Origin of the sequence: Bradyrhizobium sp. ma5 (assembly GCF_042258955.1) — a bacterium.
Taxonomy (GTDB): Bacteria; Pseudomonadota; Alphaproteobacteria; order Rhizobiales; family Xanthobacteraceae; genus Bradyrhizobium.
In genome coordinates this window covers 6,104,419-6,128,249 of record NZ_CP170156.1, presented here as the reverse complement: position 1 = coordinate 6,128,249, position 23,831 = coordinate 6,104,419, and the positions used below count along the sequence as shown (strand labels likewise).

The following is a 23,831-nucleotide window of genomic DNA, read 5'->3' as shown; positions in this document are numbered from 1 at the left end:
CGCGACTTCGCCTTTTCTCAAGAACAAGCGCTCCATAACACCCCCTACACTCATAACGACACTAACGAGCTATCAACTTGCTTCTCATCAATAGCGGCCCGGCAATGCCCGGCAGCGACATGAGAAGCAGAATGACGATCAAGGCGCTGTAGCCGCCGTCACCGATCGCGCCCGCGTTGTGCACGGCGTCGGTTCCGGAGGCGTTGCTGGCGGCAAGCATCGCAAAGCCGATGATCGGCTGCGCGACGCCGGCGAAGATTCCGGCAGCAGTGGTATTCACGGAAGCGCCGACACCGATCAGGTCGGAAGTGTAGAGCTTCTTCACGCACTTCAGCACCAGCGGAACGGTGCCGCCGGCGACGAGCCCCAAGGCCGTGAACACGACAGTGACGTAGGCGAGACCAAATGTCCGGGCGATCGGCGGCAGCAGCATCGCGATCAGCAGCATGCGCAATACGCAAATGCCGATCAATGCGCGGTCGAGCGCCGCTGCGGCACGATCGGCGGCATGACCGAGGAAGATCGAGCCGAGCGCATTTCCGATCATGAAGGCGAGCAGCGGCGTGCCGGCAGCCGTCGGGGAGATATGGAAGAAGTGGGCGACCATCGGAATGCCCCAGACGCCCGACAGCGTCGTCACGACCGCGAAGTGCGACGCGAACGTCATTGCGCAACCCCAGTTCGCAATATGGGCCAGTGATTGGCGCGCAGCGATCGCGACGCCCTTCAACGTCTTGTTGCTGTGCGACGCCGGATCGGGCTTGAGCGCGAGCTTGGCGAAGGCGAGGTTAGCAAGACCGATGCAGGCGATGAACAGGAAGCAGGCCCGCCAGCCAAACCCCGAGACGGCGGCCGCGAGCGGCGTGGTCGCAATCACGCCGCCGACATAGCCGGAGACCTGCGAGATGCCAGACATCATGCCGAACCGCTCGTCAGCGAAGCTTTGTGCCACGAGCTTCAGGAGTGCCGTGAAGACCAGCGCATCGCCGCAGGCGACAATCAGGCGGGCAGCAAAAACGTCGAGCAGGTTCGGCGCCAGCGCGAACGCTGCGCTACCGAGCGACGAGGCGATCATGCTGACGAGGACGACGCGCTTGACGCCGTAACGATCGACCAGAAGGCCGGCCGGAATCTGCATCAAGGTGTAGCCCCAGAAGTAGCTCGAGGCGAGCATCGCAACACCGGCCGCATCGGTGTTGAAATCGTGCATGAAACTGAGGCTGACCGATTGCGGTGATACGCGCTGCAGGAAGGCAATGGCGTAGGCGATGGCGACTGCCGTCCAGGCGAGATAGGCGCGGTCGGTGAAGCGCGACGTCGGAGCGTAAACGGCTTGTTGTCCGAGCATCGACATCACACCCTCGCGTAACCCACCGAGAAAAGTGCATCCGCTGAATTCGGAATCTTGCGCGATATCGCGGCATCGACCAGCGAAGCGGTGCCACGATAGGCCTGCCGATGGTGCTTAATATGGCCGTAGGCGCCCCGCATGATCATGTCGGGCAGTTCGAGCGGCTTGCCCGGATAGAGCGAGGTGCACATCTCGACACAGGCCGCCTGCAACGCCGGGTCCTGCGCATCGTCGAGCAATGATGGAGAAACTTTCTCGCAAATTTTAGCGTTCGCTGCCCAGACGATCGGATTGCGGGTCCGCCAGCCGTAGAGCACGTTGCGGTCGGCCCTCTCGGCGGCGCCCGAGCATTTCAGAACTTCCGCAGTAAAGAAGCCGTAGAGGCCGCGGCCTTGATGCGCGGGAAGCACTTCTGTGCCGCTTCGATAGATTCCAAGTCCGGCGGACATCTGCAGGATGCGATAGACCGAGAAGGCCACGAGGCCGGAGCCGTCATAGACGAGGATCAGGCTGTACTTCTGGTCGAAGGGCGAGGAGGTTGCCGTCCAGTGCGGCTCGGCGGCCTGCCAGTTGACGGCAATGATGCCGTTCATGGCGTCCATCAGCGGCTGACGGTCGCAGGCTTCGATCCGGGAGGCATCGGGTAGACTGTAGATCGCGTAATCCGCCCAAGGCGATTTGATCGCCTCGTATCCGCTGCCTAGATTTCGCGACATGGCAGAACTCCAGAATTCCATTGCAAGCTATACAGGGCAGCCTCGAATGGCTTAAAGGACAATATGCCCTCGAAAACTGCCAAGCCGCCCCGGCCTGAGCCGCGCGACAAGAAAGCAACGCGGCGGATCGCGATCGTTGCCTTTCCGGGCGTGACCTTGCTCGACATCTCGGGGCCGGCTCAGGTGTTCGCGGAGCTGGAGGCGATCGAACTGCCCGGGCCGGACTACTCATTGTCGTACCTGTCGACTTCAGGCGGCCTGGTGCCGACCGATGTCGGCATGATGATCGACACGGCGCCGATCGCCAGTGTTGCGCCCACAGAGGTCGATACGCTGGTGATCCCCGGCGGGCCCGGCATCTGGAAGATCCGCAACGACGCCGAGTTGATGAACTGGATTGCAGAGGGGCTGCCGAAGGCGCGCCGTATCGCATCAGTTTGCCTCGGAGCATTTGCTCTGGCTTGGACCGGGATTCTGGATGGCAAGCGTGCTGCAACGCACTGGCGCTATTGTCCGCGTTTGCAGGACGGCTTTCCCAACATCCGCGTCGAGCCCAACGCGATTTTCGTCAAGGACGGACATGTCTGGTCGTCGGCGGGTGTCAGCGCCGGCATCGATCTGGCGCTCGCGATGATCGAGGAGGATTTTGGCCACACCATCGCGCTCGATGTCGCGCGCAGACTTGTGGTGTTTCTGAAGCGACCGGGCGGTCAGAGCCAGTTCTCGACCGTCCTTGCGGCCCAGGCCTCGGACGTCGAGGGACGTTTCAGCGCGCTGCACGCCTGGATCATCGAGAACATCACGAGCGACCTCAAGGTCGAGACCCTCGCGGAAAAGGCCGGGATGACGCCGCGCACCTTTGCCCGGACCTATGTCAGCCGCACCGGCATGACACCCGCTAGCGGTGTCGAGGCACTGCGCGTTGAGACTGCGCGCTTGCTGCTCGAAAGCCGCCAGGTCGGCGGCGTGGTCGAGGTCGCCAAGCGCGCGGGATTTGGCGACGACGAACGAATGCGGCGGGCCTTCCTCCGCCACCTCGGCGTGTCGCCGACCGAGTACCGAAACCGGTTTTCGGGCAGTTAGCGCGTGTCGGACAGCTCAGTTCGGCGGGGTCGAAACCCGATCTATCTCACAAGCGAATAGCTGGCCTTCGCTCGCTGGTTTCGTAGGTCAAGGTAGTAGCTTTTCCGGTTTGTCTGCGGCTAATGTGCCGGCCAAATCGGGAGAAGAAACGACCATGAATGACGGGACCCCCATTCAGCAGGCGCGCAATGTCGAACTCGGTGCCAGCGGCGAGGAATTCCAGAACCTGCACGAATTCGCGCAAAAGGCCCGCGCCACGCTGAACCAGAACGCCTGGGACTACATCGTCGGCGCCTCGGAAACCGAGACCACGATGCGCCGCAACAGAATGGCGCTCGATGAGATCGCGTTCCGGCCGCGGGTGCTGCGCAACGTCATCAATATGGATCCATCCACCGAGGTCTTCGGCCGCAAGCTCCGGCTTCCGGTGATGATCGCCCCGGTCGGCGCGCTCGAGATCTTCGATCCGGATGCAGGCGCAGCCGTCGCGCGCGGAGCGGGGACGTTCGGCGCGGCGCATATGCTGAGCTCGGTGTCGGAGCCAGGGCTGGAGAATACCGCCAAGGCGGCGCCTGACGCCTTGCGCATCTTCCAGCTCTATGTGCGCGGCGACGATGCGTTCGTCGAGGATACGGTCAGCCGCAGCATCGACAACGGTTACGCCGCGTTCTGCCTCACCGTGGACACCGCCCATTACAGCCGGCGTGAGCGCGACATCGCCAAGCGCTACGTCCGTGAAAGCCGCATCCGCGCCACTGGCGGCGATTTCCAGAAGGGGCTGGAATGGCGGACGGTGAAGTTGATCAAGGACAAGTTCAAGATCCCGCTCATCCTGAAGGGGATCGCCACCGCCGAAGACGCCAGGATCGCCCTCGATCACGGCGTCGACTGGATCTACGTCTCAAATCACGGCGGACGGCAGCTCGACCACGGCCGCGGGTCCATGCATGTTCTTCCCGAGATCGTTCAGGCCGTCGCCGGCCGCGCCAAGATCATGGTCGATGGCTCGATCTGCCGTGGCACCGATATCGTGAAGGCCATCGTCTCGGGGGCCGATCTCGTCGGAATCGGCCGTCTGCAATGCTGGGCACTCGCCGCGGCCGGCGAGGCAGGCATCGTCCGGATGCTTGAATTGCTGGAGGACGAGGTGATCCGCTGCCTCGGTCTGCTCGGCGTCACGAGCTTTGCCGAACTGGACAAGTCCTATCTGCATCCGGCGACGCCGACCAATCCGCCGAGCGTGTTCAGCGCATTCCCGCTGCTCGATATCGACCCGTACCGCTACTGAGCCGCGCCGCCGCGAGAGACTAGGGAGCGATCACGCGATCGGGGATACCTCGATCGCGCCGGCTCGCCGTCAATCTGTGGTGTTCATGAAGCCGCCGCGGCAAAGACAAAGTCTGATCCAAATGCCGCACTAGTCGAGGCGAATGGCAAACAATCCATTCGCTGAATTTTCACTTGAGCGCGCGATCGCCCTGCGCTGGACCCTCCGCGATATCCAGGCGGGCAGGCTCAAACTGTCACCGGTCAGTGACGAGGATCTGCGCGCTCTCACGGAGCTCGGTCTGGTCGAGCTATATGACGGCGCACCCGAGCTGACGGAGGCGGGCGTCGCGGTGCTGAACGACTGAACGGGCCGGTAGCCTAGCGCGCGTTCAGGAAGCTTTCGCCGGAATTGCAGGGCGCACACTGATAGGTCAGCACGTCGTAGACCTGGTCGCGTGGCTCGATCAAGGCAAGCCGCATCTGCGTGCCGCACTTCATGCACGGCATCTCTATGCTGGTCTTGAAGCGGGTGCAGGTCGGCGTTGGACGAATGGCGCGCAGCATCGGATCCCCTTATTCCCCACAAGAGACGCGAACGCGACCAACGACGAGGCCGAATCACTATGCCACAGTGCTGACATGATTGGAATCGGCCTGCGTGCAGTCCGGTCGCTGTTAGGTAAATTTTCCTTGGGTGCAGGAGCGAGTGGGCCTCATGGTTTTGGCGATACGGCGCTGACGCCGTCACAATCTATGCTAACCTCGGCAGACGCTTTTTTCAGGGGGCGCGATCATGATTGAGCCGAAGCTTGAAGTTCCCGCCGAGTTGCGCGATCTGGCGGAAAAGACCATCGACCAGGCCGAGCAGGCGTTCAGCCTGTTCTTTGATGCCGCGAGCAAGTCGATGACGGCGATGCCGGGCACCGGGACCGAGATTTCCAAACAGGCGCTGTCGTTCACCGAGCAGAACATGAAGGCGGCGTTCGAGCACGCGCGCAAGCTCGTGCACGCAACCGATCTGCAGGAGGCGATGCGGATCCAGTCGGAATTTCTGCGGAGCCAGTTCACCAATGCCGGCGAACATATGCGCCAGATCAGCGGAAGCGTGATGTCCGCCACCAAGGACGCCGCGAAGGGCAAGTTCTAGGGCAGGCGGCCTTCACGGCGCGTCGACGTCTAGCGCCGGCGCGCTGCAGCAACGCCGAGCAGGAACGCGACGAACAGGCTTGCCAGTGGCGCTTCGCGCGTGACCGCGCTTACGGTGGCGAGGACGCCGCCCGGCCGGCGTGAGGTTGCGATCGCGTCGCTGAGGCGATCGGCCGCCGCTCGAAGTCCGTCCGACACCTCCGTGATGGTCCGCGAAACGTCCGTCGCGGTGTCGATCGCCCGCTCACCGAGTGTGGGCTGAAGCGGAGACTCGGGTGTTTCGGAGCTCATGCGTCGTCCCGCGGTTTCGCTAAGGGTGAGGTGGTTGTTACCCTGGTTACCGGCGCGTGCGCGCGGCGACGGCCACGTATCGGGGAAATTCGGCAGCTGCGGATTGGTTCCACCAACATGCCTCGCTTTCACATCGGGGAACCGGAAACTTACGCGCCGGTCGCGGCTTGTTTCCGTGGAGGAGACGATGATGACAATGCAGGCGCATGGCATATCGGATGGCCGTTCGGTCAAGCATCGCAATCGGCACGGCGGAACGCCGCTGTTGATCGCGGCGCTGGTAGCGATCCTTGGCGTGCTGGGCATGCTGATGGTCGACCACGGTCCGTGGAGCAAGCCGAAGGTGCAGCCGGCCGCTTCCGCCAACTACTCAACGACGGGCGAGGCGGCACACGCGGCCGGCGCAAAGGTGATGCCGACCGAGCCCAAGACACCGATTGAGCCTGATCCACCCGGCCCAAAGCCCGCTCAACCGGCAAATCCGAGCACGCAGTAACAGATGCGGGGCATTCTTGAGATTGCATCCGACGCAAAGCGCAGGAATTGACTCGTCGGGCAAATCAGCGGCGCAAAACTATAGTCGGAACACTGCGGGCCGATCAGCGCACGCTGACGAGCATGCCCCACGCCGCGGCGAACCCGGCACCGACGAGAACCAGCACCGGACTGTCGCAGAAGATACCGCCATACTGGCACATGGTGGCACCGATCGAACCGATCTCATGATGGCCCGCTGCATAGAACAGGCCGGACAGGACCGCGAGCACGGCAGCAACGAAATACATCGGCGCTTCCTCCTTGCAATCAAACTGCGGCGCGGGTCGACCCGAGCCAAAACTGTCCTGATGTCGATCCAAATGTTGTGAGCCGCTTGTCCGCTTGACGCGTCGGGCAACTCAGCGGCACACTGACATCATCGCAACCAGCATAAGGCGATCGGCGCCGGCTCGTGTTGCGATTCCGGATCATGCGCAGAGTTTCGGTCAAAGCGGTTTCCCGCCGTCGAAGCCGACGCTTCACATTTTACCGATCGCATTCAGTTCGCAAAAACGTTTGACACGTCGGGCAACTCAGGGGCATAATCCGAAAATCAGAAATTGTTGAGCCCGCGCGGAGCAATCCGCGGCGGGCTTTTTGTTTGCCGTTTCGCCAATCGGACGGCGGCCGCAACGTCACGACGCCACATCCTCCCAGCCCGTCGCCTGAGCGTCGCAAGCGAGCCGCCGTCCGAACCCATTGAAACGAGCACGAGATTGGCCGGTGCGCGCGAACGCGCCGGTCCTGCGGCGCGGCGCAAGCCGGCGCCGCCAGCGGCCCCCACTCGTCAGGGATAAGGTTCGCGCCCCAAAGATCGCCGCCCGCTGCGCGATCTGCCGCACATTCATTCGATGGCCGCATCACGCGCGGACGGCCGATCAACGAGGTTGCATGACCGCCTATCTGATATCGCTCGCGCTCGCGGGCCTGATCGCCATTGCATTGTCGGAGTTCGCATGAGCGCAGAGATCATACAGTTCATCCCCCGTCCGCGTCACGAAGGCGAGCGAACGGATTTTCCCACGATCGCATTTCGCTCGGTGGTGCCTCCTGATACGCATGATGTCGATACGGCTCCGAGCGAATATCTCCCGTCCGATTGGGAGGAGAAGTGAGTGGCGAGGACGATTACGCAGATTCGCTCGCTTGCGCGGAGCCATACGAGAAGCGCGCTCAACGCGCTGGTCGGGGTGATGCGATCGACCAGCGCAACGCCGGCTGCCCGCGTCTCCGCAGCCAATGCCATCCTCGATCGCGGCTGGGGCAAAGCGCCGCAGGCGATCGAGAACGGCGACGGAGCGTTCGAACTTGTGCACCGCATCGAGCGGATCATCGTCGAGCCTGAGGAGGTTGAGGGCGAAGATACCTGAGAGCAGCGGCCGCGGCCCGATAACCCGCGCCGCAAAGAGGCTTATGTTGATCGCATACAGAGAGAGTTTCTCGGTCTTCTCGACCACGTGCAAGCACAGGCCATACTGCACAAAAAATCCTGATCCATGCGCAACAAATGCTGAGCCGATGGCCCCGCTCGTTGCTCTTTGTCGATATGGTTCAACAATGAGCAGTAAAGGGACTACGGCTTACATAGATCATTTCCGCAGAGCATACCATGGATGCTGATCAGATTTTCGACGCGTTGCCGGCGATCAAGCACGTCTCTACTCTCGCAGCAATTGGATGCGTGCTTCCAACGTATTTTCTTCACCTTCGTCCTGCGACCTATAGAGTGTTTCTGTCCTTGGGAATCGCTTTCTCTCTTGCGAGACTGGCCGCAGAGATCGCGGTAATAGTCTTCGTTACTCCGCATCTCCTGGCGTTTATCTTTCCACCATTCACTGTTGCCTTGATCGGAATACTGGCCCGGATAACACGGATCACTCGTGTAGGTTTGTGGAGCACAGTAGTGCTGATATGCGTCATTGTAGATTGGGCGCACCTTGCCGGTCTGTTCTGGGCACTTTCGTAAATAGCCTCAGATCAATACTGCAGCGGCAAAGTACGGAGTGCCCGCCGAAGCGATTGCCGGAAGTTTGGCCCAAGAGCTACTCGACCGAACTGCCAGCTATTGGAATGAGGCGAGAGCTGTCGGTTCATCCTTCTACGCATATAAATCTCTCGCAGACGCGTACGCGGCGGGTGTGGCAATGAACCCACTCAACCCCGAGCGCGGTGCTTCGGACTATATCCTTAACCGGTACAACGTCGCCCCAAACGCGATAACGGTAGGACCGGATATTCGGAAGAAAATCCGAAATCCTCTGCTTATTGACTTTGGTCCGGCGGGAGTGAAATTCCACAACGCCATTCAGGCGATTCAGCCGATGCGATATTCGCCGCCGTCGATGTTTGGTCTTCCGGACGCCTCAAGCGCGAACAGCAATCTGACCGACTGGCTTGCCGACTTGCTCGGGGCGCGCCCTCGTCAATGACCGTTCGAGCGAGATGATCACCGCTCGGCACCAGGCGGGCGTCCGATCCGATTTGCCTTACCGAGAGCAGCCTTGTCGATCCTGAAAATTCCAACCGCAAAAGTCTTTGAGCCGCTGCTTCGGCCGGCGCGATACAAGGGCGCATTCGGCGGCCGGGGCTCGGGAAAATCTCATTTCTTCGGTGAGCTTCTGGTCGAGATGTGTCAGGCCGAGCGCGGCACGCTGGCGGTCTGCATCCGCGAGGCGCAGCGGACGCTGGCGCAATCATCGAAGCGATTGATCGAAAGCAAGATTGCGTCGCTTGGTGTCGGTCAAGGGTTCAAGAACTATTCGGACAGGATCGCGACCCCCGGTGACGGCGTGATGATCTTCCGGGGCATGCGAGATCATACGGCCGACTCGATCAAGAGCCTCGAGGGCTTCAAGATTGCATGGGTTGACGAAGCGCAATCGCTGAGCGCGCATAGCCTCGCCTTGCTGCGGCCGACGATTCGTGCGCCGGGCTCGGAATTATGGGCAAGCTGGAATCCGCGACGGAAGTCGGACGCGGTCGATGATTTCCTCCGGGTGCGCAAGCCGCCAGGGGCAATCGTCGTCAACGCGAACTGGCGCGATAATCCATGGTTTCCTGCGGTGCTCGATGAAGAGCGACGTACGGATCTTTCGCTCTATTCCGATCGCTACAATCACATCTGGGAAGGAGGCTACGTGCAGGCGTTCGAAGGCGCGTACTTCGCGGAACTCCTAACCCGGGCGCACAATGACGGCCGCGTCGGCAAGGTGGCCGCAGATCCGCTGTTGCCGCTGCGCGCCTTCGTCGACATCGGCGGCGCCGGTGCGACCGCCGACGCCTTCACGATGTGGATCGTGCAGTGGGCCGGCAGCGAAATCAGGATCCTCGACTACTATGAGAGCGCCGGCCAGGTGTTGGCGTATCACGTCAACTGGCTGCGCTCGCGCGGCTATCAAAACGCCGTCCTCTATCTGCCGCATGACGGCATGGCGACCAACAACATCACCGGAAAGCGCTACGAGGATCATCTGCGCGACGCCGGTTTCACCGTCGAGCCGCCGGTAAAGAACCAGGGCCGCGGCGCGGCGATGATGCGGATCGAGGCGCTGCGCCGGCTCGGGCCGCAGATCTGGTGGAACGAGGCAACGACGGAAGCCGGCCGCGACGCGATCGGCTTTTACCACGAGCGCAAGGACGAGGTGCGCAATGTCGGCCTCGGCCCGGAGCACGACTGGTCAAGCCACGCCGCCGACGCGCTTGGCCTGATGGCGATCTGCTACGAGGCGCCGGGAAGGACAGGCAGCTTCAATCGGGTGATCCGGTATCGCGAGCAGGGGTGGGTGTGAGACGGTTGCAAATGTGCTCCGTATTATTGTCCGCTTGCCCGGCTGGACCGATGCTTATGCTCCCTTCTTACGTAATCCAACCTTCCGAGTTGGAGACATGACGCTATCAACCGGCTCCGGCATCGTAACTTTGCGTGACGGCTCGCGTTTTGATCTTACGAAATTCGCCATTCTTCCGGTCGATGGGGTCGAATATCTCTTGCTTCACGCCATAAGGAGAGATGGCAGCACTCAAGATAATTGGACCAACATGGAAGATGGTCGCACGCTGTTTCAGGATGGAATTGGAAAATGGAATAGTCCTGAAGCGGCCGCGCTGTCACCAGCGAATTCGAAGTTCTCTCAGGCAACTATTGCTGCGCGGCCCGTTCCATTTCCAGACTTCGCTCAACGGGCCCAGCGTCTGACGACGGACAAGTACTTCGGAAACTACGCTTCCCCCTTTGACCGTGAGCCCGACGTCCCACACGGCCTTGCCCGGTTCGAGTGATCGGAAAGCTCCGAGCGCGCCGACGCGGACAACGAAGATTGGCTGACGCGCTTGATTCGGATCATGGGCGCGGGCTGATTGCTTCACTGTCGGGCCCGTTCCGCGGCTCCATCCCGAACCGTTCGCCAGCGTCTGGACCGAATCCAGAATTCCGGGAGCGTTCCATTCGCGCGGTCGCTCTGGACGATCTTGGTTAACGAAAATCGGAACTCCTCACGCTTGCACCACAACCTAAGGCTTCCACCAATGGCAAAGATGTCGACGTCCGATCTCAAGGCGATGCTCGCCTCCGAAAAGGCCGATGCGCTCGCGGCGCTATCAGCGGCGCGGCTTGCCGAGGAGCGGGCAGATGCGATGGACTACTATCTCGGCGACATGCGCAAGGACATGCCGGCGCAGGACGGCCGCTCGCGTGCGGTCTCGACCGACGTCGCCGATACCATCGAGGGGCTGATGCCCTCGCTGATGGACATCTTCGCCGGCTCTGACGAGGTCGTGCGTTTCGAGCCGGTGGGACCGGAAGACGAAGCCGCCGCGCAGCAGGAGACCGACTACGTCAATCATGTCTTCATGCAGCAGAATCCCGGCTTCATGACGCTCTATTCCTTCATCAAGGACGCGCTGCTGTCGAAGGTCGGTATCGTCAAGGTGTGGTGGGAGGAAAGTGAGGAGGAGAGCCGGGAGACCTATTACGATCTCACCGACGACCAGTTTGCGCTGCTGGCGCAGGCCGTGATGGAGTCGGACGGCGCGATGAAGATCGTCGAGCACACCGTGCATGGCGCGGCTGACGATGCCGTGACAGGGGCGGCGAGCTGATGGCGCCGGTACTTATTTGGTTCGACCGAAAAGGAGATCCCAACTTTGCGCGCTCCCAATTCGGATCGAGCCGGGAATGCTGCTACGCCGTCACTTCATAGGGTATCCGCTCGAAGGCTGCTACCTGAGGCGAAACGCGTGCCTCAATCTGGCAGAAAGGCGCGCTGGCCAGACGGTCGGTGCCTAACCTCTGAAATAGAGTCCAGCGACCACCAGGAGCACGATGCCCATCGCTATCCATCCATACAAGATCAGCTCATTGCGGATCGCGCGATCGAGATATGGGCGGCCCTCTTCGGTCAAACGCGCGGGATCAATGTTGGTTACGCGAGCGTTGCCGGACCCGTCGAGGTTAAGCATGCGTCCAAACAAGTGTATGGCGGCCGCCAAGATGGCGCCGAAAAACAGCGAGCCAAACAACCAGCCGAACACAGTACGCGGCGCGCGCCATGGTGAAGGCTCAACGTCCACGTACCGTTCGCCTGGCGCAAGATGTTCGAGAACAGCCTCCGCATCCCGCACATTCAGCGATGCGAGAAAAGACAGCCCAAAAAGCCAGACCGCGATAAGACCGAAGAACAGATAAGTCATCGTCATCTCACTGCCCGAAGCGGATCGGATTCGACGCCGCTATCGAACGGCTCAGCCGGCTTCGCCTATCGGCGCACTTGTTTGCTCAAGATATTGGTCGCTACCAGAAGTTTCAACTCCGGAGTTCGAAATGGCAGAAAATGAGAGAAAAATCCGATGGCCGGATGGCGTCTCGTTGTCCTTGCCGAGGCCTCTTCTTCCCGGGCGGATCGGTGGGACCTACTACTGGAGTCCGGGTGCCGATAGCGCGCCGCACTTTACGGTGACGAACAGTTCTGGCCTGCCTGGCGCTGGCGTGAACGCAGTCTTTCTCAGAAAGGGAATGACGTCCAGTGACACGCTCGGGCCGGGCGTCAGCGCGAACGTATCGACCATTCTGCCGTCGGTCACTTTAAATGGGACGGTCCCATTCGGCGGCAACTACACTCCCAGGGTGACCACTGTCGAAGCAGGAATCGGCACTCCGAATGCGTCGCCGGCATTCACCACGACTTTCACTCCGCATCAAGTCGCGGAATTCCTGCGCACCTATGACCGTCCACCTCCCAGTCCTGAGTGGCGACGGGCCTTCGTCCGCGATTCGGCAGCCGCGGCCGGCGTACCCAGTCGTAACAACGTGTTCGAGTATGGATATCCCGACCCGGATGGCGGGCTGTCCCAGGCGCGAGAGATGGTTTCGGCCGACTCGACTGGTGCTGGCACGATCGGTGGTCCCGGCCAAAGGCCGGTCAGATATCTGAGCCGACGCGAGCAATATTCAATCGGAGACGGCATGGGTGATTGGCGAGCGTCGACGATGCCGGTCGATTCATCGAATCCGCCCGCCGTGACGCCGCCGCGCCCCGGTGGCTTGTACGGTCTGATGCTCGACTACTTGCGCGGCAACTACCCCTCGGACCGTTGACGACTTCGAGGCGGGATGGCGAACTGCACGGAGTTTGGTGCATAGTCTCGACTGTCGTCGAAATGTTCGGGGAATTGCCATGTCTGTCGCCTTCTTTGCCGTCGCCGCGATTGTCGCGATATGGTCGGCCGTCAAGTCCGAGGTCATTCGTCGCGAGCTTGTCGATGCGTTTCCTCCGCAATTCCAGGACTTCGACATGTCGCGCTATGCGCTTCATACCTATGCGCTTGCGCCTTCGACGTCGTTGCCGCTGCAAGCCGAGTACATGAAGACCATGTATGGCGGGTGCGCCGCTGCCTTGAGTGGCTCGCTTGGATTCTTCGCAGCGGGAAATGTCGCGTTTGGTTGTTTCGTGCTGATTGGATTCAGCTGGGCTGCTTATCAGACATTCAAGTCTTGGAAAACCTATCGAACCAACTGCGGGCTGGAAGTCGATCAACGGGATAAGGAACACAAATGACGGCAGGGACTTATGGTGGGGGGACGTTTGGCTGGCCATGGGGCGGTGGGGTCGGCGCGTACATCGACAATCACGGCAGACTCTATCCCCAGGTGTATGCGGGTGCGCCGCGCTGGGGTCTGTCTGCGGGATATACGCCAGACCTTGAAGGATTGCTGACTGGGCCGTCGGCATCAGGCAGCATCGGATTCGGGCCAGTTCGCGCAAATGTCGGGACCAGCGGAGGCGCCCATGGTGTTGGCTTCGGGACGCCTGGCGCTGGTGTGACGTACGGGCTTGGGCCCTACGAATTATCCGACGATTACTCGCAGCCCTGGAAGAGGCCCTTCATCCGCGATAGCGCGGCGGCTGCAGGAATCCCAGGCAGAAGCAACGTTTGGGAATATGACTATCCCGATGCCGGATCGCGTCCAGTTGCGCCGTCCGGCGATTCCGGCGACGCGGGGAGATCTCGTTCGCCGCGTGAGTATGGATATCCGGAGATGCCCGTGGGCGGTGCGGCCGCGCGGTCGGGGGCGAGTGGGGGGCTTCTGGGTCGGATCATCGCTCTGACTGACAATGGCGCGGACGGCGCGGATTGGCGGACGCCGGCGATAGCGTCACCGTCATCAGGCAAGGCTTTCAGTGAGGGGGCGCCTCCTGTGCGATTTCTCGAGAGGGTCTCCGGTCTTCCCGGTCGTCAGGCTGACTCTTCCGATCTGCGCGACCCCGAGTTGTCGCTGAACGGGTTGGCCGATCTTCTGCAAAGCTACGCACGCCGCGATTATCCCGGCAGATAGACGGCCGGCGCGTTGCACGAGCGCTTGTCAGGCGTTCAAGCCGTCGCACACCTCCAAAAGATGAGCTCAACGAAAATGGCTGTTCCCATGCTTCAGGGGCCGGCGGCGCTGCCGCTTGGCTCACCCATTGCTCACGACGTCACCATCGTCAGCACGCGAAAGCTCGCCCAGGCGAGGGTGATGGGCGTGCCGCCGGAGGAGTTCGGCATCGAGCGCGGCGCACGCAGCATCCGCGACTGCAACTATTGCTTCCACGAGGTCGTGACCAAGACGGAAGCACAACTCGTTGCCGAAGGCTTCGATGCCACGCAGATCAAGTCGCTGAACGACTATACCGGCTATGCCAATATCGAGACGCTGGCGCGCGACACCGCGGACGAGCATTTCGGCACCGGTGCCGGTGGCGTCAATTCAGCGGCGCGGCTGGTGCGCATCACCGAGCACTATGTGCGGATGGACTATGAAGGCAACGGCCGGCCTTGCCTCTATCAGGTAATCACCGGCGGCGACCAGAGCGAGATCCTGCGCAAGGATGGGCGCGACTGTATCACGGCGTTCGACGCCATTCCGTTCGCTGCGACCACGCCGGTGCCGATGACGCACCGCTTCTTCGGGCGCTCGATCGCGGACCTCGTGATGCCGCTGCAGCGAGAGAAGACCGCGCTGAAGCGCGGCGCGCTGGACAATCTCTATCTGCACAACAATCCGCGCGTCGAGGTGGCCGAGAGTAATGCCGGGCCCAACACGCTCGACGATCTCCTGGTGTCGCGGCCGGGCGGCGTGGTGCGCACCAAGACGGCGGGCGGCTTGAACTGGCAGGTGGTGCCCGACATCACCACCTCGATCTATCCGATGATGCAGTATCTCGACGCCGAGCTCGAGAGCCGCACCGGCCTCAGCCGGCAGTCCCAGGGCATCGACGCCGACGCGCTGCAGAACCAGTCGGCGACTGCGGTCGCGCAGGTGTTCTCGGCCTCGCAGATGCGGATCAAGCTAATCGCGCGGATCATGGCCGAGGGTGTACGCGATATCTTCGCACTGATGCATGGCACGATCCGCAAGCACGGCCAGCAACAGCAAACCGTGCTGCTACGCAATGCCTGGATCACCGTCGATCCGCGCAACTGGAAGACCCGCGACGACATGACGATCAATGTCGGTCTCGGCACCGGCGGCAAGGCGCAGCAGTTCGCACAGGTGATGGCGCTTGCCAATGTGCAGAAGGAACTGATTGGCGGCGGCAAGGCCAACATGGTCGGTGACCGCGAGCTCTACAATACCGCCGTCGAGCTGACGCGGATCATGGGGCACAAGAACCCGGGCCGCTTCTTCAACGACCCGACCGCGGTCAATCCGCAGACCGGCCAGCTATTGTATCCGCCGCCGACGCCGCCAGCGCCGCCGCCGGATCCGCGGGTGCTGGCGTTGCAGGCCAAGGCACAGGCCGATCAGCTCGCCGTCGCCCATCGTGCGCAAATCGAGCAGCAGAAGGCACAGGCCGATGCGATCCATCAAAAGCTCAAAGCCAAAGCGGAGATCGAACTGGCCAAGATCAAGGCCGAGCTCGATGCCCAGATCAAGGTATTCGACGCGCATCTGAAGGCGGCGACGGAGGCGCGCAAATCGGAGCGCGCCCATATGTCGGGTGCGCGAAAGGCCAGGGACGGCCACCACTATGTTCCGGACCCGAAGCGGCCCGGAAAATTCCTGATGGTCGTTCATCATGTCTGACGTTTCCCTGGTGCCGGTGGACCATCAGCCGGATTTCGACGATGTTACTTTGATTCCGGTCGAGCACGATCCATTCGACGCAGGTGGCTTGGGTCCGCAATCCGGAACGAATTTGCCCGCGGCGGGTGCTGAGACTGACCGGATACGAGTGGGTCAACAATACGCGCAGTATGCTCCCGGGAGGCTGAGCATGCCGCCGCTGCCTCCCGTCTTCCTGCCGGGTACGCCCGAGAATGACGCGTTTGTCAGCTCGACAATCAAGGCCGGTCGCGCAGTCGGAATCGGCAACGTCCTGAATAGCGATGATGCGAGCAGACCGCCCGCCGGATCTCGCCCTGTTGATCAGACACCATGGTCGGGCGATCATGGTCAGATTAAGGATGCGATAGGAGCTGCGGCGACGGGCGATGTCAGGATCTCGCCGACAGACGAGGTTTGGTCAAGGAGCCTTGACGGCAGCTGGACAAACCACGGGCCCGCGGGCACCTTTGCGGGTTCTGGTCAGCCCAGCGGTAGACGAGGAAAGGATAAGGACCGGCGATGACCGAGGATGAAGCGGACGACATGCAGCATATGCTGAGATATACGGTCCGGATACTGATCAAGCATCCAAGCATCGATCCTGCGCGCATAACGTCGGTCCTTGGCCTGGAGCCTAGATACACGGCAATCGCTGGCGGTGTACGAAAGACCCCGACGGGGACTATTCTTTCCGGCGTGCATAAAGTCAGCGGTTGGGGGCATTCCTACGATGTCGGAGGAAAGCGACCGTTCTTCTCGGATGTTGGAGAAGTGTTGGTCAAACTGGAATCTCATAAGGCCTTTCTAGCTGAGATATCCGAGGGCGGCGGCACCATTGAATTGATCATACACTTGTCCGGGGAGATGAACATCGGCGATACCTTGTCGTGGCAGGACATGGCGCGCCTTTCCGCTCTGCACGTCAACCTGGGCATCGAGGTCTTTCCAAATTCCTGATGCGCTGGCGCCAGCGGGGTGACGTCGGCACCACGATTGCGTGACCGGTATGGCCTTTGGCGAGGTAATGACAGATTGATACTTTCGGCATGTGGTTTCCGATGTCATCCCGAAGATGCCTCGATGAAAATTATTGAGGCGGTGTGGGAAGCTGAACATTGATAGCGCCGGTGACAATCCCGACAACGATGGTGGTGCAGGCGCGAGCGTAGGACAGTGTCACGATCGTCGCGCATCAGGAGCGGCCAGGCAGCAGCACGCGCACAATGCTGCGATGAAGCGGTATACCGCGAACGATCTGGCCTTACGCGCAATGTCCCCGGCTTCATCCCGCTTGGCGGCGCTGGCAAATGAAATGCCGCTCGAACCTGTCGAATACGATCCTCTCTCTGGAGAACCTCCGCAATGACGATTGCCGATGAATCAAGACTTGATCAGGCCGTCGGCCGTGGTGTCAGGGCCGAACGCCTGCTTACCGACGAATTGCTGGTCGAAGCATTCGCGACCCTCGAGCAGGCCTACACGACCGCGTGGCGATCGACGACGATCGACGATGCGTCCGGTCGCGAGAAGCTGTTCCTCGCGATCAACGTGGTTGGGAAGGTGCGTGATCACCTGACCGCTGTGGCCACCAACGGCAAGCTGGCGAAAGCCGAGCTGAAAGAACTGGCCCAGACGGCGGAGCGAAGGAAGCGGTTTGGCATCCTGTGAGATGCGCTTGACAGCGTTCTTGTTATGTTCAATTCTGGGTTGCTTGGTGTTTCTCGTGCGAGCCTCAGGATGAATCTCTCAACATTGCAATGGTGGGCGGCGTTCATCCTGGACGTCCTGATCAAAGCCGCACTTATCTATTGGCAGGCTGCTCTCGTTACTCTTGGCATGATTACTCTTCAGGGTTTCGTGCCTTTGATCTCCATCATTTTGATGGCTGCATCGCTTTCGAGCCTTCATTTCCTTTGCCTCTTCTTTGGCAACAGGTTTGTGGGATCGCTTCAAACTGCGACCGTTCAGCGCAGCCGTCCCCTGAAGTTAGTGCTCGTGCTGATCTTCGCCAACCTCTTCTTCATCGTGAGTTTCGCTGCGGTCTTGTCCGTCTCGGGCAATGTCCTTGATCACATGCTCCTGAGCGCGATCGTGGCTGTCACCAATCTGGTGCCAATTCTGCCTGTCGCCGCCACCGGTGGTCTCCTGGATATCGCCAAGTCTCAAGCTTGATCGACTGCTGTCGATCTCTCCGCTGCAGTCTTCACTGGCCCCAAACTTGTGCCTGCAACTCATCACAGAGCGAGCCTGCAATGGATCCGACCACCCAATCTCCGATGCGAATAACCGTGCCGACGCCATTCTCCGACGGAATCGATATTCCGATTCCGAGCGGTCCGCACTTCTATTCCAACAAGACGTGGATCGGTCGCGTGTCTGATGGGATTGCGCCGAGGCAAGCATTCGAATCCCTGTCGCGGCATGCAACGCCTGGCCAAGACAGGGGCAGCGTCGATGGCGGCACGATGGACATCCCGATCTGGGGGCCAGTCCGGCAGATCGTCGACCCGGATCGCTTGATGATCGTCAATACAACGCAGCCCGGCCACGAGCTTTATCCCGGAAATGTGCACCGATCCATCGTTCAGGACGGTGATGATCTCTACGTCATGACACATGGATACGGCACGGGTAAGTTTCCTTTCGCGAACGAGATCGTCGCGCCGCTGCTTTGGAAATCTGTCGATTCCGACATCCGCCACGAACTCAATCCCGAGATCCAGCCTCCCGGCTCAGCTACAACATTGGTTCGTGACTCGGTCGCGCACAGCGGGGTTCCGATTTCCTTCGTCCAGCGCGGTGGCGACCTCCGCGGCCGCAAGAGGTGCAATTAATATCGATCACTTTGCAAGCACCGCCCCTCCGATGGGGACCTCAGACAGCGATGATCAACCGTCGATCTCACCACCGCAGCCGGACCGGCCTGTCCGCTATCTGGGTAGCACACGCGTCCGGTACTGACGTTCGGGATGGAGACAGCCGCAGCCGCGCTCGGCAATCTGCGCGTATTCGGCTCTCGAGTCGTCACACGGATGGCGTCTCGCTTCGGCGCAAAGAAAAAGATGCGATGCGTGTTGACACGTCGGGCAACTCACTAGCATAATCTCACCATCGAAAGTTTTGAGCCCGCGCCGGAAACGTCGCGGGTTTTTTCATGACGCCGACCCTGCGCGACACGCAGGCACCACGGCGGAGACGAAGGCGGGCCGAACCGGAAGCGTGCTTCCGCGCCATCGTGCAGCCGAGCGCTCAACCACCCAAGATCATCACGTCCGTTCATCACGATGCCGAACGCGTCCGCCAATCGGCGGCGCTGCCGCATGCGTTGTCGGACAGCACAAGGACCAGCACATGGCTTTGCCTACCAACACGGTGACGACCTACCAGGCGATCGGAAACCGTGAAGATCTCAGCGATATGATCTATCGAATCGATCCGACCGACACCCCGTTCATGAGCGGGGTCGACAAGGAGAAGGCCTCTGCCGTCAACCACGAATGGCAGACCCAGGCATTGGCGCCGGCCTCCAACGCCAACGCCCAGCTCGAGGGTGACGATCCCACTGCCAACGCGCTGGTGCCGACCGTGCGGCTCGGCAATCTCTGCCAGATCTCCTACAAAATGGCGCAGGTTTCGGGCACGCAGCAGGCGGTCGACCATGCCGGCCGTGACAACGAGCTCGCTTACCAGGAGATGTTGCGCGGCCTTGAGCTCAAGCGCGACATCGAGACGATCCTGGTCGGCAGCAGCCAGGCGAAGACTGCCGGCTCGACCAGCACGCCGCGCAAGACGGCGTCGGTGTTGTCGTGGATCGTGAGCAATACTTCGAAAGGAACCGCGGGCGGCGCCGCCGACCCGGCCGCAGCCGACGGCACCGGTACGCGCACCGACGGCACTCAGCTGGCGTTCACCGAAGTGCGGCTGAAGACCGTGCTGTCGTCGATCTGGACCAATGGCGGCAAGCCCGGCACCATCATGACCGGCGCCTTCAATAAGCAGGTATTCTCGACCTTCACCGGCCGCTCGACCGCGATCGAGGAGGCCAAGTCGAAGAAGATCGTGGCTTCGGTCGACGCCTACGAATCCGACTTTGGCAAGCTGAAGGTCGTCGCCAATCGCTTCCAGCGTCCGCGCGACGTTCTGGTGCTCGAGATGGACAAGTGGGCCGTCGCCTATCTCAACGGCCGCAATATGATCTCGATCCCGCTGGCCAAGACCGGCGACTCCGATCGGCGCGTCAAAGCAATCGTGATGGAAACGGTGATCGAACAGGATCGGGTGCGCCGAAGCGACATCGACGCCGTCGTGGTCAAGACCATCGCGACAGTCTTGACTTCATTTGGATTTGAGGAAGGTGACCGACGAGAATTGCGCGCGGACTTTCAGCACCTCCGGCGATGGCGACGGAGCGTGGAGCAGGCGCAAAGCTATACTTTCAAGGCAGTGATCACCGTGATCGCTACCGGATTCCTCGGCGCCGTCTGGCTGGGTATCAAGGCCACGCTTGGAAAGTAATCCGTGTTGCAGCCGGAGTGGGTGCATCTCTCTCCAGACTGGAGAGCCAAGTACGCGTGGCGGACGATAGAATCTCGAGGTGCTAGGAATGTACAGGATACGCGCGCTTGATCCGCAGGACGAAGAGGTCACGGATGCGCTCGTCGAGCTTCATCAGTTGACTTTCTGCGATGGGACGCGCGTGCCTGACTTCGAACAGGGGTATTGGTGGCTCGCCTTTCGTGGACTCAAGCCGATTGCATTCGCGGGCGTCGTTCCGTCAACCCATGTTGCCAACGCCGGATATCTGTGCCGTGTTGGGGTGGTGATGCCGCACTGCGGCCACGGCCTGCAAGTGCGGCTTACTCGCGCGCCGGAAGCGCGAGCGAGGCGGTCGGGCTGGAATGCGATCGTCTCGGACACGACCGACAATCATTTCTCGGCCAACAACTTCATCCGGCAGGGGTATCGGCTTTTCCAACCTGCCTCGCCCTGGGCATGGCAGCACACGCTGTATTGGCGGAAGGAGCTCGTCTAGTTCCTGCGAGGTGGAATTGACCGTTGCCGACAGTTTGACGACGTAGGACGCCCGGTGGCGTTTCTGGTTCGTAGGTCGCCCCCTCGGTAAGCTGCGGTTGTTAGCCGGAGCTTGGCCGCGCATCGAATTTTTTGTGGGAGAATGCTAGGGTGCCCTGTCCCGCGCGGACGAAACATGGCCGAGAGCGTTCCCGTCACTGGATGCCGGTGGCGGCAGTTGAGAGCTCTGTGCCTTGAATTCGCAGGACGCAGGCTTGCGCGTCTTGATCTCTGGTGATCGCTCGATAAACTGAGCCAAACGACCCGTTGCGCGAATGTTTCGGAGATCGAACGAAGGAAGAGACCATGGTTGAGGTTGGCCGCGGGCTCAACACCAAGATGCCGCCAGGGTCAGATCGGGATCATTATTCGCTCATGGTCGCGCGAGCCCGAGCGCTGGCACCGGCTCTGCGTGAACGGGCAGCGCGGACCGAAGAATTGCGCCGTTTGCCGCCCGAGACCGAGCGGGATCTACACGATAGTGGGCTTTTCCGAATCCTGCAGCCCAAGCGCGTCGGGGGCAGCGAGCTCGACTATGTTGCGCTGGTCGATTGTGCCGACGCCCTGGGGCAGGGCGACGCCTCGGTCTCCTGGAATTTTGCCAATCTTGCGAGCCACCACTGGATGCTGGGTATGTTCGCGTCCGAGGCGCAGAGCGCTGTGTGGGGCGAGAATCCCGATACGCTGATCGCGTCTTCCTTTGTTTTCCCGGCAGGACGGGCCAGGAAGACAAGTGGCGGTTATTTGCTGAGCGGTCATTGGCCGTTCTCGTCCGGTGTGGAAGCGTGCGGGTGGAACATGCTCGGGAGCGTAGTTGCCTCGGATGATGAGGCCGACGGCGTCGAGTATCGGCTGTTCCTGTTGAACCGACGGGACTACAACATCGACGACACGTGGAACGCAGCGGGTTTGCGCGGAACAGGATCGAACGATGTGCGAGCAACTGACGCATTCGTTCCCGAGCACATGACGGTTGCCGTTAGCGATCTTGCGGGTGGCGCAACGCCAGGCAGTGTCGTCAATCCGAACGCGCTCTACATGCTTCCCGTTTTCTCGTTGTTTCCCTATGTGCTGTCTGGGGTCGGTCTGGGAAATGCCCAGGCTTGCCTCGATGACTACGTCGAGATCGCGCGACACCGTGCCTCGACATATAATCGGGCCAAGCTCGGCGACCTGCAAAGTACACAGATCAAGATCGCCGAGGCTTCTGCGAAGATAGATGCCGCACGACTGATCATGCGCACGAGTTGCGCTGAGGTGCTTGCAGCGATTCGGTGCGGTGATATCCCCAGCATTGCAGCGAAGACGAGGCTCCGGCGCGATGGCGCGTTCGCGGTCAATTTGTGCACCGAAGCGGTCTCTCTTCTGTTTGCAGCGAGCGGGGCGCGCAGCCTGTTCACCTCGGGAGCGTTGCAGCGCCAATTTCGCGATGCACATGCAGTGAATTCGCATCTCGCCTTCAATTTCGACGCGGCCGGCACCAACTATGGGCGAGTAGCTCTTGGGCTACCGTCTGAAAACCTGACACTTTGAGGCTGGCCGGATGTCTGACGCACCCAAACGTCCGCCGGACCCGGCCAGCGAGCTCGCAAGCGACAGCTCGACAATCGATCCCCGTGACTTCCGCAATGCTCTCGGTATGTTTGCGACCGGTGTGACGATCGTCACCGCGATGTCGACCGAAGGACGACCGTACGGAATTACTTGCAATTCGTTTGCGTCGGTGTCGCTTAACCCCCCACTTGTGTTGTGGAGCCTGGGGATGTTTTCGCAAGGATTGCCGATCTTCCAGAATGCCAGCCATTTTACGATCAACGTTCTTGACGCGTCGCAGCAGACGCTGGCGATAAAGTTTGCCAGATCATCGGGTGACAAATTCGCTGGTGTGAGTTGGTCACCAGGTCTAGGGAACGCTCCCGTGCTTGCCGACGTAGTCGCAAATTTCCAATGCCGGGCTGCCAACCGCTACTACGGCGGCGATCACGTCATTTTCCTTGGGGCGGTGGAGGCCTACGGCTACAACCGAAACGATCCGCTGCTGTTCGCGCAGGGAGGTTTTGGCCGGTTCCTGGCTGACGATGACGGCAACGCATCATGAATCGAAAGATGCCCATCAAGCGAACTCGTTCCAAGCAGAGGCGGCTGTCGGCCGACGATCGTCGCAGTGAATTCGTCACCAAGGCGACAGAGCTTTTTGCGGAGGAAGGATTTGGCGGCGGCACGCGTGCTCTTGCTCGCAGGCTCGGTGTGACGCAACCGTTGCTTTATCGCTACTTTCCGAGCAAGGACGATCTCATCAAGGAGGTCTACCGCAAGGTTTATCTCGAGCCGCTTGAAATCGGCTGGGAGAAATTGCTCTCGGATCGGTCGCGTCCGCTCCGCATGCGGCTGCAGGAATTTTACGAGGTCTATACGGGCGCGATCTTCAACCGAAGATGGTTGCGGATCTATCTCTACTCAGGACTGAAGGGCCTCGATATCAATCGTTGGTATGTTGGCATGGTCAAGGACAAGATCCTGACACGTATTCTCAGGGAGTGCCGCCACGATGCCGGCCTCGTGACGCAGGCCAGGCCCAGCGCGGCCGAACTGGAGCTGGCCTGGGTGTTTCACGGCGGCATCTTCTATTATGGTGTACGCAAGTACATCTACGAAGCGCCCGTCCTGGAGGACAAGGCGCAGATGATCAGTGATGCGCTGGATATCTTTCTGGCGGGATTTGCGAGAATGGCGGAGAGCGCGACCGATCGTCGGGGGACGTCGATCAAGGTCGTCGGCTGAGCAG

Annotated in this window: 29 protein-coding genes and 1 pseudogene; 24 read left to right on the top strand and 6 right to left on the bottom strand. The window is 60.9% G+C overall.

The features are described from left to right. Window positions 1-61: 61 nt before the first annotated feature. Together ACE103_RS28735 and ACE103_RS28730 are read right to left on the bottom strand one after the other, a co-directional pair. Window positions 62-1,354 carry an MFS transporter gene (locus tag ACE103_RS28735; RefSeq protein WP_375775806.1) on the bottom strand — a complete coding sequence of 431 codons (1,293 nt, stop codon included), beginning with the start codon at window positions 1,352-1,354 and terminating at the stop codon, window positions 62-64. Beyond that, window positions 1,354-2,067, bottom strand: a complete 714-nt coding sequence (locus ACE103_RS28730; protein WP_375775805.1) for a hypothetical protein — start codon at window positions 2,065-2,067, stop codon at window positions 1,354-1,356. The genes ACE103_RS28735 and ACE103_RS28730 overlap by 1 nt, the downstream gene beginning before the upstream one ends. Before the next feature lie 63 nt (window positions 2,068-2,130). Here ACE103_RS28730 and ACE103_RS28725 point away from each other — a divergent pair, with 63 nt between their 5' ends. The 3 genes from ACE103_RS28725 (at window position 2,131) to ACE103_RS28715 (ending at window position 4,784) form a co-directional block, all read left to right on the top strand. Further along, window positions 2,131-3,150 (top strand): GlxA family transcriptional regulator, encoded by a 1,020-nt coding sequence (locus tag ACE103_RS28725; protein WP_375775804.1) that lies wholly within the window; start codon window positions 2,131-2,133, stop codon window positions 3,148-3,150. A 154-nt stretch (window positions 3,151-3,304) separates the two neighbouring features. After that, a complete protein-coding gene (locus ACE103_RS28720) occupies window positions 3,305-4,438 on the top strand; it encodes an alpha-hydroxy acid oxidase (protein ID WP_375775803.1) in 1,134 nt (377 codons plus the stop codon). 142 nt (window positions 4,439-4,580) lie between these two features. After that, window positions 4,581-4,784 carry a hypothetical protein gene (locus ACE103_RS28715; RefSeq protein ID WP_375775802.1) on the top strand — a complete coding sequence of 68 codons (204 nt, stop codon included), beginning with the start codon at window positions 4,581-4,583 and terminating at the stop codon, window positions 4,782-4,784. Window positions 4,785-4,797: 13 nt separating this feature from the next. On the opposite strand, the gene ACE103_RS28710 is transcribed toward ACE103_RS28715, so the two are convergent. Then, window positions 4,798-4,983: a hypothetical protein gene (locus tag ACE103_RS28710; protein ID WP_223969053.1), complete on the bottom strand. Its 186-nt coding sequence runs from the start codon at window positions 4,981-4,983 to the stop codon at window positions 4,798-4,800. Window positions 4,984-5,212: 229 nt separating this feature from the next. On the opposite strand from ACE103_RS28710, the gene ACE103_RS28705 reads away from it, so the two are divergent. Further along, the gene (locus tag ACE103_RS28705; protein WP_163158000.1) at window positions 5,213-5,566 is read left to right on the top strand and encodes a phasin; all 354 of its coding nucleotides are present in this window, start codon (window positions 5,213-5,215) and stop codon (window positions 5,564-5,566) included. A gap of 29 nt (window positions 5,567-5,595) precedes the next feature. On the opposite strand, the gene ACE103_RS28700 is transcribed toward ACE103_RS28705, so the two are convergent. Next, window positions 5,596-5,856 carry a hypothetical protein gene (locus ACE103_RS28700; RefSeq protein WP_176530039.1) on the bottom strand — a complete coding sequence of 87 codons (261 nt, stop codon included), beginning with the start codon at window positions 5,854-5,856 and terminating at the stop codon, window positions 5,596-5,598. A 196-nt stretch (window positions 5,857-6,052) separates the two neighbouring features. Here ACE103_RS28700 and ACE103_RS28695 point away from each other — a divergent pair, with 196 nt between their 5' ends. Further along, complete coding sequence (locus tag ACE103_RS28695; RefSeq protein ID WP_375781199.1) at window positions 6,053-6,352, top strand: hypothetical protein; 300 nt, start codon at window positions 6,053-6,055, stop codon at window positions 6,350-6,352. 103 nt (window positions 6,353-6,455) lie between these two features. Here the strand turns inward: ACE103_RS28695 and ACE103_RS28690 are convergent, their stop codons facing one another. Further along, the gene (locus ACE103_RS28690) at window positions 6,456-6,641 is read right to left on the bottom strand and encodes a hypothetical protein (RefSeq protein WP_173637755.1); all 186 of its coding nucleotides are present in this window, start codon (window positions 6,639-6,641) and stop codon (window positions 6,456-6,458) included. A 708-nt stretch (window positions 6,642-7,349) separates the two neighbouring features. On the opposite strand from ACE103_RS28690, the gene ACE103_RS28685 reads away from it, so the two are divergent. The 6 genes from ACE103_RS28685 (at window position 7,350) to ACE103_RS28660 (ending at window position 11,490) form a co-directional block, all read left to right on the top strand. Then, window positions 7,350-7,508 (top strand): hypothetical protein, encoded by a 159-nt coding sequence (locus ACE103_RS28685; protein WP_375775801.1) that lies wholly within the window; start codon window positions 7,350-7,352, stop codon window positions 7,506-7,508. Beyond that, a complete protein-coding gene (locus ACE103_RS28680; protein ID WP_375775800.1) occupies window positions 7,509-7,763 on the top strand; it encodes a hypothetical protein in 255 nt (84 codons plus the stop codon). A 774-nt stretch (window positions 7,764-8,537) separates the two neighbouring features. Next, complete coding sequence (locus ACE103_RS28675) at window positions 8,538-8,822, top strand: hypothetical protein (protein WP_375775799.1); 285 nt, start codon at window positions 8,538-8,540, stop codon at window positions 8,820-8,822. A gap of 72 nt (window positions 8,823-8,894) precedes the next feature. Further along, window positions 8,895-10,181: a PBSX family phage terminase large subunit gene (locus ACE103_RS28670; protein WP_375775798.1), complete on the top strand. Its 1,287-nt coding sequence runs from the start codon at window positions 8,895-8,897 to the stop codon at window positions 10,179-10,181. 97 nt (window positions 10,182-10,278) lie between these two features. Further along, window positions 10,279-10,671, top strand: coding sequence for a hypothetical protein (locus ACE103_RS28665; RefSeq protein ID WP_375775797.1), 393 nt, complete (start codon window positions 10,279-10,281; stop codon window positions 10,669-10,671). 246 nt (window positions 10,672-10,917) lie between these two features. Continuing rightward, window positions 10,918-11,490 (top strand): hypothetical protein, encoded by a 573-nt coding sequence (locus ACE103_RS28660; RefSeq protein WP_375775796.1) that lies wholly within the window; start codon window positions 10,918-10,920, stop codon window positions 11,488-11,490. 183 nt (window positions 11,491-11,673) lie between these two features. Here ACE103_RS28660 and ACE103_RS28655 read toward each other — a convergent pair whose 3' ends face one another. Continuing rightward, complete coding sequence (locus ACE103_RS28655; protein WP_375775795.1) at window positions 11,674-12,081, bottom strand: hypothetical protein; 408 nt, start codon at window positions 12,079-12,081, stop codon at window positions 11,674-11,676. 130 nt (window positions 12,082-12,211) lie between these two features. Between ACE103_RS28655 and ACE103_RS28650 the strand changes: the two genes are divergently transcribed. The 13 genes and pseudogenes from ACE103_RS28650 (at window position 12,212) to ACE103_RS28590 (ending at window position 23,827) form a co-directional block, all read left to right on the top strand. Beyond that, window positions 12,212-12,985: a hypothetical protein gene (locus tag ACE103_RS28650; protein WP_375775794.1), complete on the top strand. Its 774-nt coding sequence runs from the start codon at window positions 12,212-12,214 to the stop codon at window positions 12,983-12,985. Between the two features lie 79 nt (window positions 12,986-13,064). Further along, window positions 13,065-13,445 (top strand): hypothetical protein, encoded by a 381-nt coding sequence (locus ACE103_RS28645; protein ID WP_375775793.1) that lies wholly within the window; start codon window positions 13,065-13,067, stop codon window positions 13,443-13,445. A gap of 854 nt (window positions 13,446-14,299) precedes the next feature. Continuing rightward, the gene (locus ACE103_RS28640; RefSeq protein ID WP_375775792.1) at window positions 14,300-15,955 is read left to right on the top strand and encodes a hypothetical protein; all 1,656 of its coding nucleotides are present in this window, start codon (window positions 14,300-14,302) and stop codon (window positions 15,953-15,955) included. A gap of 540 nt (window positions 15,956-16,495) precedes the next feature. Beyond that, window positions 16,496-16,933: a DUF4279 domain-containing protein gene (locus ACE103_RS28635; protein WP_375775791.1), complete on the top strand. Its 438-nt coding sequence runs from the start codon at window positions 16,496-16,498 to the stop codon at window positions 16,931-16,933. A gap of 405 nt (window positions 16,934-17,338) precedes the next feature. Then, on the top strand, window positions 17,339-17,644 hold the full coding sequence (locus ACE103_RS28630) for a hypothetical protein (RefSeq protein WP_375775790.1): 306 nt from the start codon (window positions 17,339-17,341) through the stop codon (window positions 17,642-17,644). A gap of 69 nt (window positions 17,645-17,713) precedes the next feature. After that, the gene (locus tag ACE103_RS28625) at window positions 17,714-18,148 is read left to right on the top strand and encodes a hypothetical protein (protein WP_375775789.1); all 435 of its coding nucleotides are present in this window, start codon (window positions 17,714-17,716) and stop codon (window positions 18,146-18,148) included. An 80-nt stretch (window positions 18,149-18,228) separates the two neighbouring features. Then, entirely contained in the window at window positions 18,229-18,810 is a 582-nt protein-coding gene (locus tag ACE103_RS28620; RefSeq protein WP_375775788.1) for a hypothetical protein, read from the top strand. Between the two features lie 517 nt (window positions 18,811-19,327). Beyond that, window positions 19,328-20,155, top strand: a pseudogene (locus ACE103_RS28615) (DUF5309 domain-containing protein); the annotation flags it as partial. A gap of 12 nt (window positions 20,156-20,167) precedes the next feature. Continuing rightward, window positions 20,168-20,491, top strand: coding sequence for a hypothetical protein (locus tag ACE103_RS28610; protein WP_375781198.1), 324 nt, complete (start codon window positions 20,168-20,170; stop codon window positions 20,489-20,491). 88 nt (window positions 20,492-20,579) lie between these two features. Then, window positions 20,580-21,008, top strand: a complete 429-nt coding sequence (locus ACE103_RS28605) for a GNAT family N-acetyltransferase (protein WP_375775787.1) — start codon at window positions 20,580-20,582, stop codon at window positions 21,006-21,008. Between the two features lie 377 nt (window positions 21,009-21,385). After that, window positions 21,386-22,579 (top strand): acyl-CoA dehydrogenase family protein, encoded by a 1,194-nt coding sequence (locus ACE103_RS28600; RefSeq protein WP_375781197.1) that lies wholly within the window; start codon window positions 21,386-21,388, stop codon window positions 22,577-22,579. 10 nt (window positions 22,580-22,589) lie between these two features. Further along, window positions 22,590-23,144, top strand: coding sequence for a flavin reductase family protein (locus ACE103_RS28595; RefSeq protein WP_375775786.1), 555 nt, complete (start codon window positions 22,590-22,592; stop codon window positions 23,142-23,144). A gap of 8 nt (window positions 23,145-23,152) precedes the next feature. Next, on the top strand, window positions 23,153-23,827 hold the full coding sequence (locus ACE103_RS28590; RefSeq protein WP_375775785.1) for a TetR/AcrR family transcriptional regulator: 675 nt from the start codon (window positions 23,153-23,155) through the stop codon (window positions 23,825-23,827). Window positions 23,828-23,831: the final 4 nt, after the last annotated feature.

What these genes read in the sequence shown, in the direction of transcription:
- ACE103_RS28735 (WP_375775806.1), bottom strand. Translation starts at nt 1,354, where the DNA reads ATGTCGATGCTCGGACAACAAGCCGTTTACGCTCCGACGTCGCGCTTC.
- ACE103_RS28730 (WP_375775805.1), bottom strand. Translation starts at nt 2,067, where the DNA reads ATGTCGCGAAATCTAGGCAGCGGATACGAGGCGATCAAATCGCCTTGG.
- ACE103_RS28725 (WP_375775804.1), top strand. Translation starts at nt 2,131, where the DNA reads ATGCCCTCGAAAACTGCCAAGCCGCCCCGGCCTGAGCCGCGCGACAAG.
- ACE103_RS28720 (WP_375775803.1), top strand. Translation starts at nt 3,305, where the DNA reads ATGAATGACGGGACCCCCATTCAGCAGGCGCGCAATGTCGAACTCGGT.
- ACE103_RS28715 (WP_375775802.1), top strand. Translation starts at nt 4,581, where the DNA reads ATGGCAAACAATCCATTCGCTGAATTTTCACTTGAGCGCGCGATCGCC.
- ACE103_RS28710 (WP_223969053.1), bottom strand. Translation starts at nt 4,983, where the DNA reads ATGCTGCGCGCCATTCGTCCAACGCCGACCTGCACCCGCTTCAAGACC.
- ACE103_RS28705 (WP_163158000.1), top strand. Translation starts at nt 5,213, where the DNA reads ATGATTGAGCCGAAGCTTGAAGTTCCCGCCGAGTTGCGCGATCTGGCG.
- ACE103_RS28700 (WP_176530039.1), bottom strand. Translation starts at nt 5,856, where the DNA reads ATGAGCTCCGAAACACCCGAGTCTCCGCTTCAGCCCACACTCGGTGAG.
- ACE103_RS28695 (WP_375781199.1), top strand. Translation starts at nt 6,053, where the DNA reads ATGCAGGCGCATGGCATATCGGATGGCCGTTCGGTCAAGCATCGCAAT.
- ACE103_RS28690 (WP_173637755.1), bottom strand. Translation starts at nt 6,641, where the DNA reads ATGTATTTCGTTGCTGCCGTGCTCGCGGTCCTGTCCGGCCTGTTCTAT.
- ACE103_RS28685 (WP_375775801.1), top strand. Translation starts at nt 7,350, where the DNA reads ATGAGCGCAGAGATCATACAGTTCATCCCCCGTCCGCGTCACGAAGGC.
- ACE103_RS28675 (WP_375775799.1), top strand. Translation starts at nt 8,538, where the DNA reads ATGAACCCACTCAACCCCGAGCGCGGTGCTTCGGACTATATCCTTAAC.
- ACE103_RS28665 (WP_375775797.1), top strand. Translation starts at nt 10,279, where the DNA reads ATGACGCTATCAACCGGCTCCGGCATCGTAACTTTGCGTGACGGCTCG.
- ACE103_RS28660 (WP_375775796.1), top strand. Translation starts at nt 10,918, where the DNA reads ATGGCAAAGATGTCGACGTCCGATCTCAAGGCGATGCTCGCCTCCGAA.
- ACE103_RS28655 (WP_375775795.1), bottom strand. Translation starts at nt 12,081, where the DNA reads ATGACTTATCTGTTCTTCGGTCTTATCGCGGTCTGGCTTTTTGGGCTG.
- ACE103_RS28650 (WP_375775794.1), top strand. Translation starts at nt 12,212, where the DNA reads ATGGCAGAAAATGAGAGAAAAATCCGATGGCCGGATGGCGTCTCGTTG.
- ACE103_RS28645 (WP_375775793.1), top strand. Translation starts at nt 13,065, where the DNA reads ATGTCTGTCGCCTTCTTTGCCGTCGCCGCGATTGTCGCGATATGGTCG.
- ACE103_RS28640 (WP_375775792.1), top strand. Translation starts at nt 14,300, where the DNA reads ATGGCTGTTCCCATGCTTCAGGGGCCGGCGGCGCTGCCGCTTGGCTCA.
- ACE103_RS28635 (WP_375775791.1), top strand. Translation starts at nt 16,496, where the DNA reads ATGACCGAGGATGAAGCGGACGACATGCAGCATATGCTGAGATATACG.
- ACE103_RS28630 (WP_375775790.1), top strand. Translation starts at nt 17,339, where the DNA reads ATGACGATTGCCGATGAATCAAGACTTGATCAGGCCGTCGGCCGTGGT.
- ACE103_RS28625 (WP_375775789.1), top strand. Translation starts at nt 17,714, where the DNA reads ATGAATCTCTCAACATTGCAATGGTGGGCGGCGTTCATCCTGGACGTC.
- ACE103_RS28620 (WP_375775788.1), top strand. Translation starts at nt 18,229, where the DNA reads ATGGATCCGACCACCCAATCTCCGATGCGAATAACCGTGCCGACGCCA.
- ACE103_RS28610 (WP_375781198.1), top strand. Translation starts at nt 20,168, where the DNA reads ATGATCTCGATCCCGCTGGCCAAGACCGGCGACTCCGATCGGCGCGTC.
- ACE103_RS28605 (WP_375775787.1), top strand. Translation starts at nt 20,580, where the DNA reads ATGTACAGGATACGCGCGCTTGATCCGCAGGACGAAGAGGTCACGGAT.
- ACE103_RS28600 (WP_375781197.1), top strand. Translation starts at nt 21,386, where the DNA reads ATGCCGCCAGGGTCAGATCGGGATCATTATTCGCTCATGGTCGCGCGA.
- ACE103_RS28595 (WP_375775786.1), top strand. Translation starts at nt 22,590, where the DNA reads ATGTCTGACGCACCCAAACGTCCGCCGGACCCGGCCAGCGAGCTCGCA.
- ACE103_RS28590 (WP_375775785.1), top strand. Translation starts at nt 23,153, where the DNA reads ATGCCCATCAAGCGAACTCGTTCCAAGCAGAGGCGGCTGTCGGCCGAC.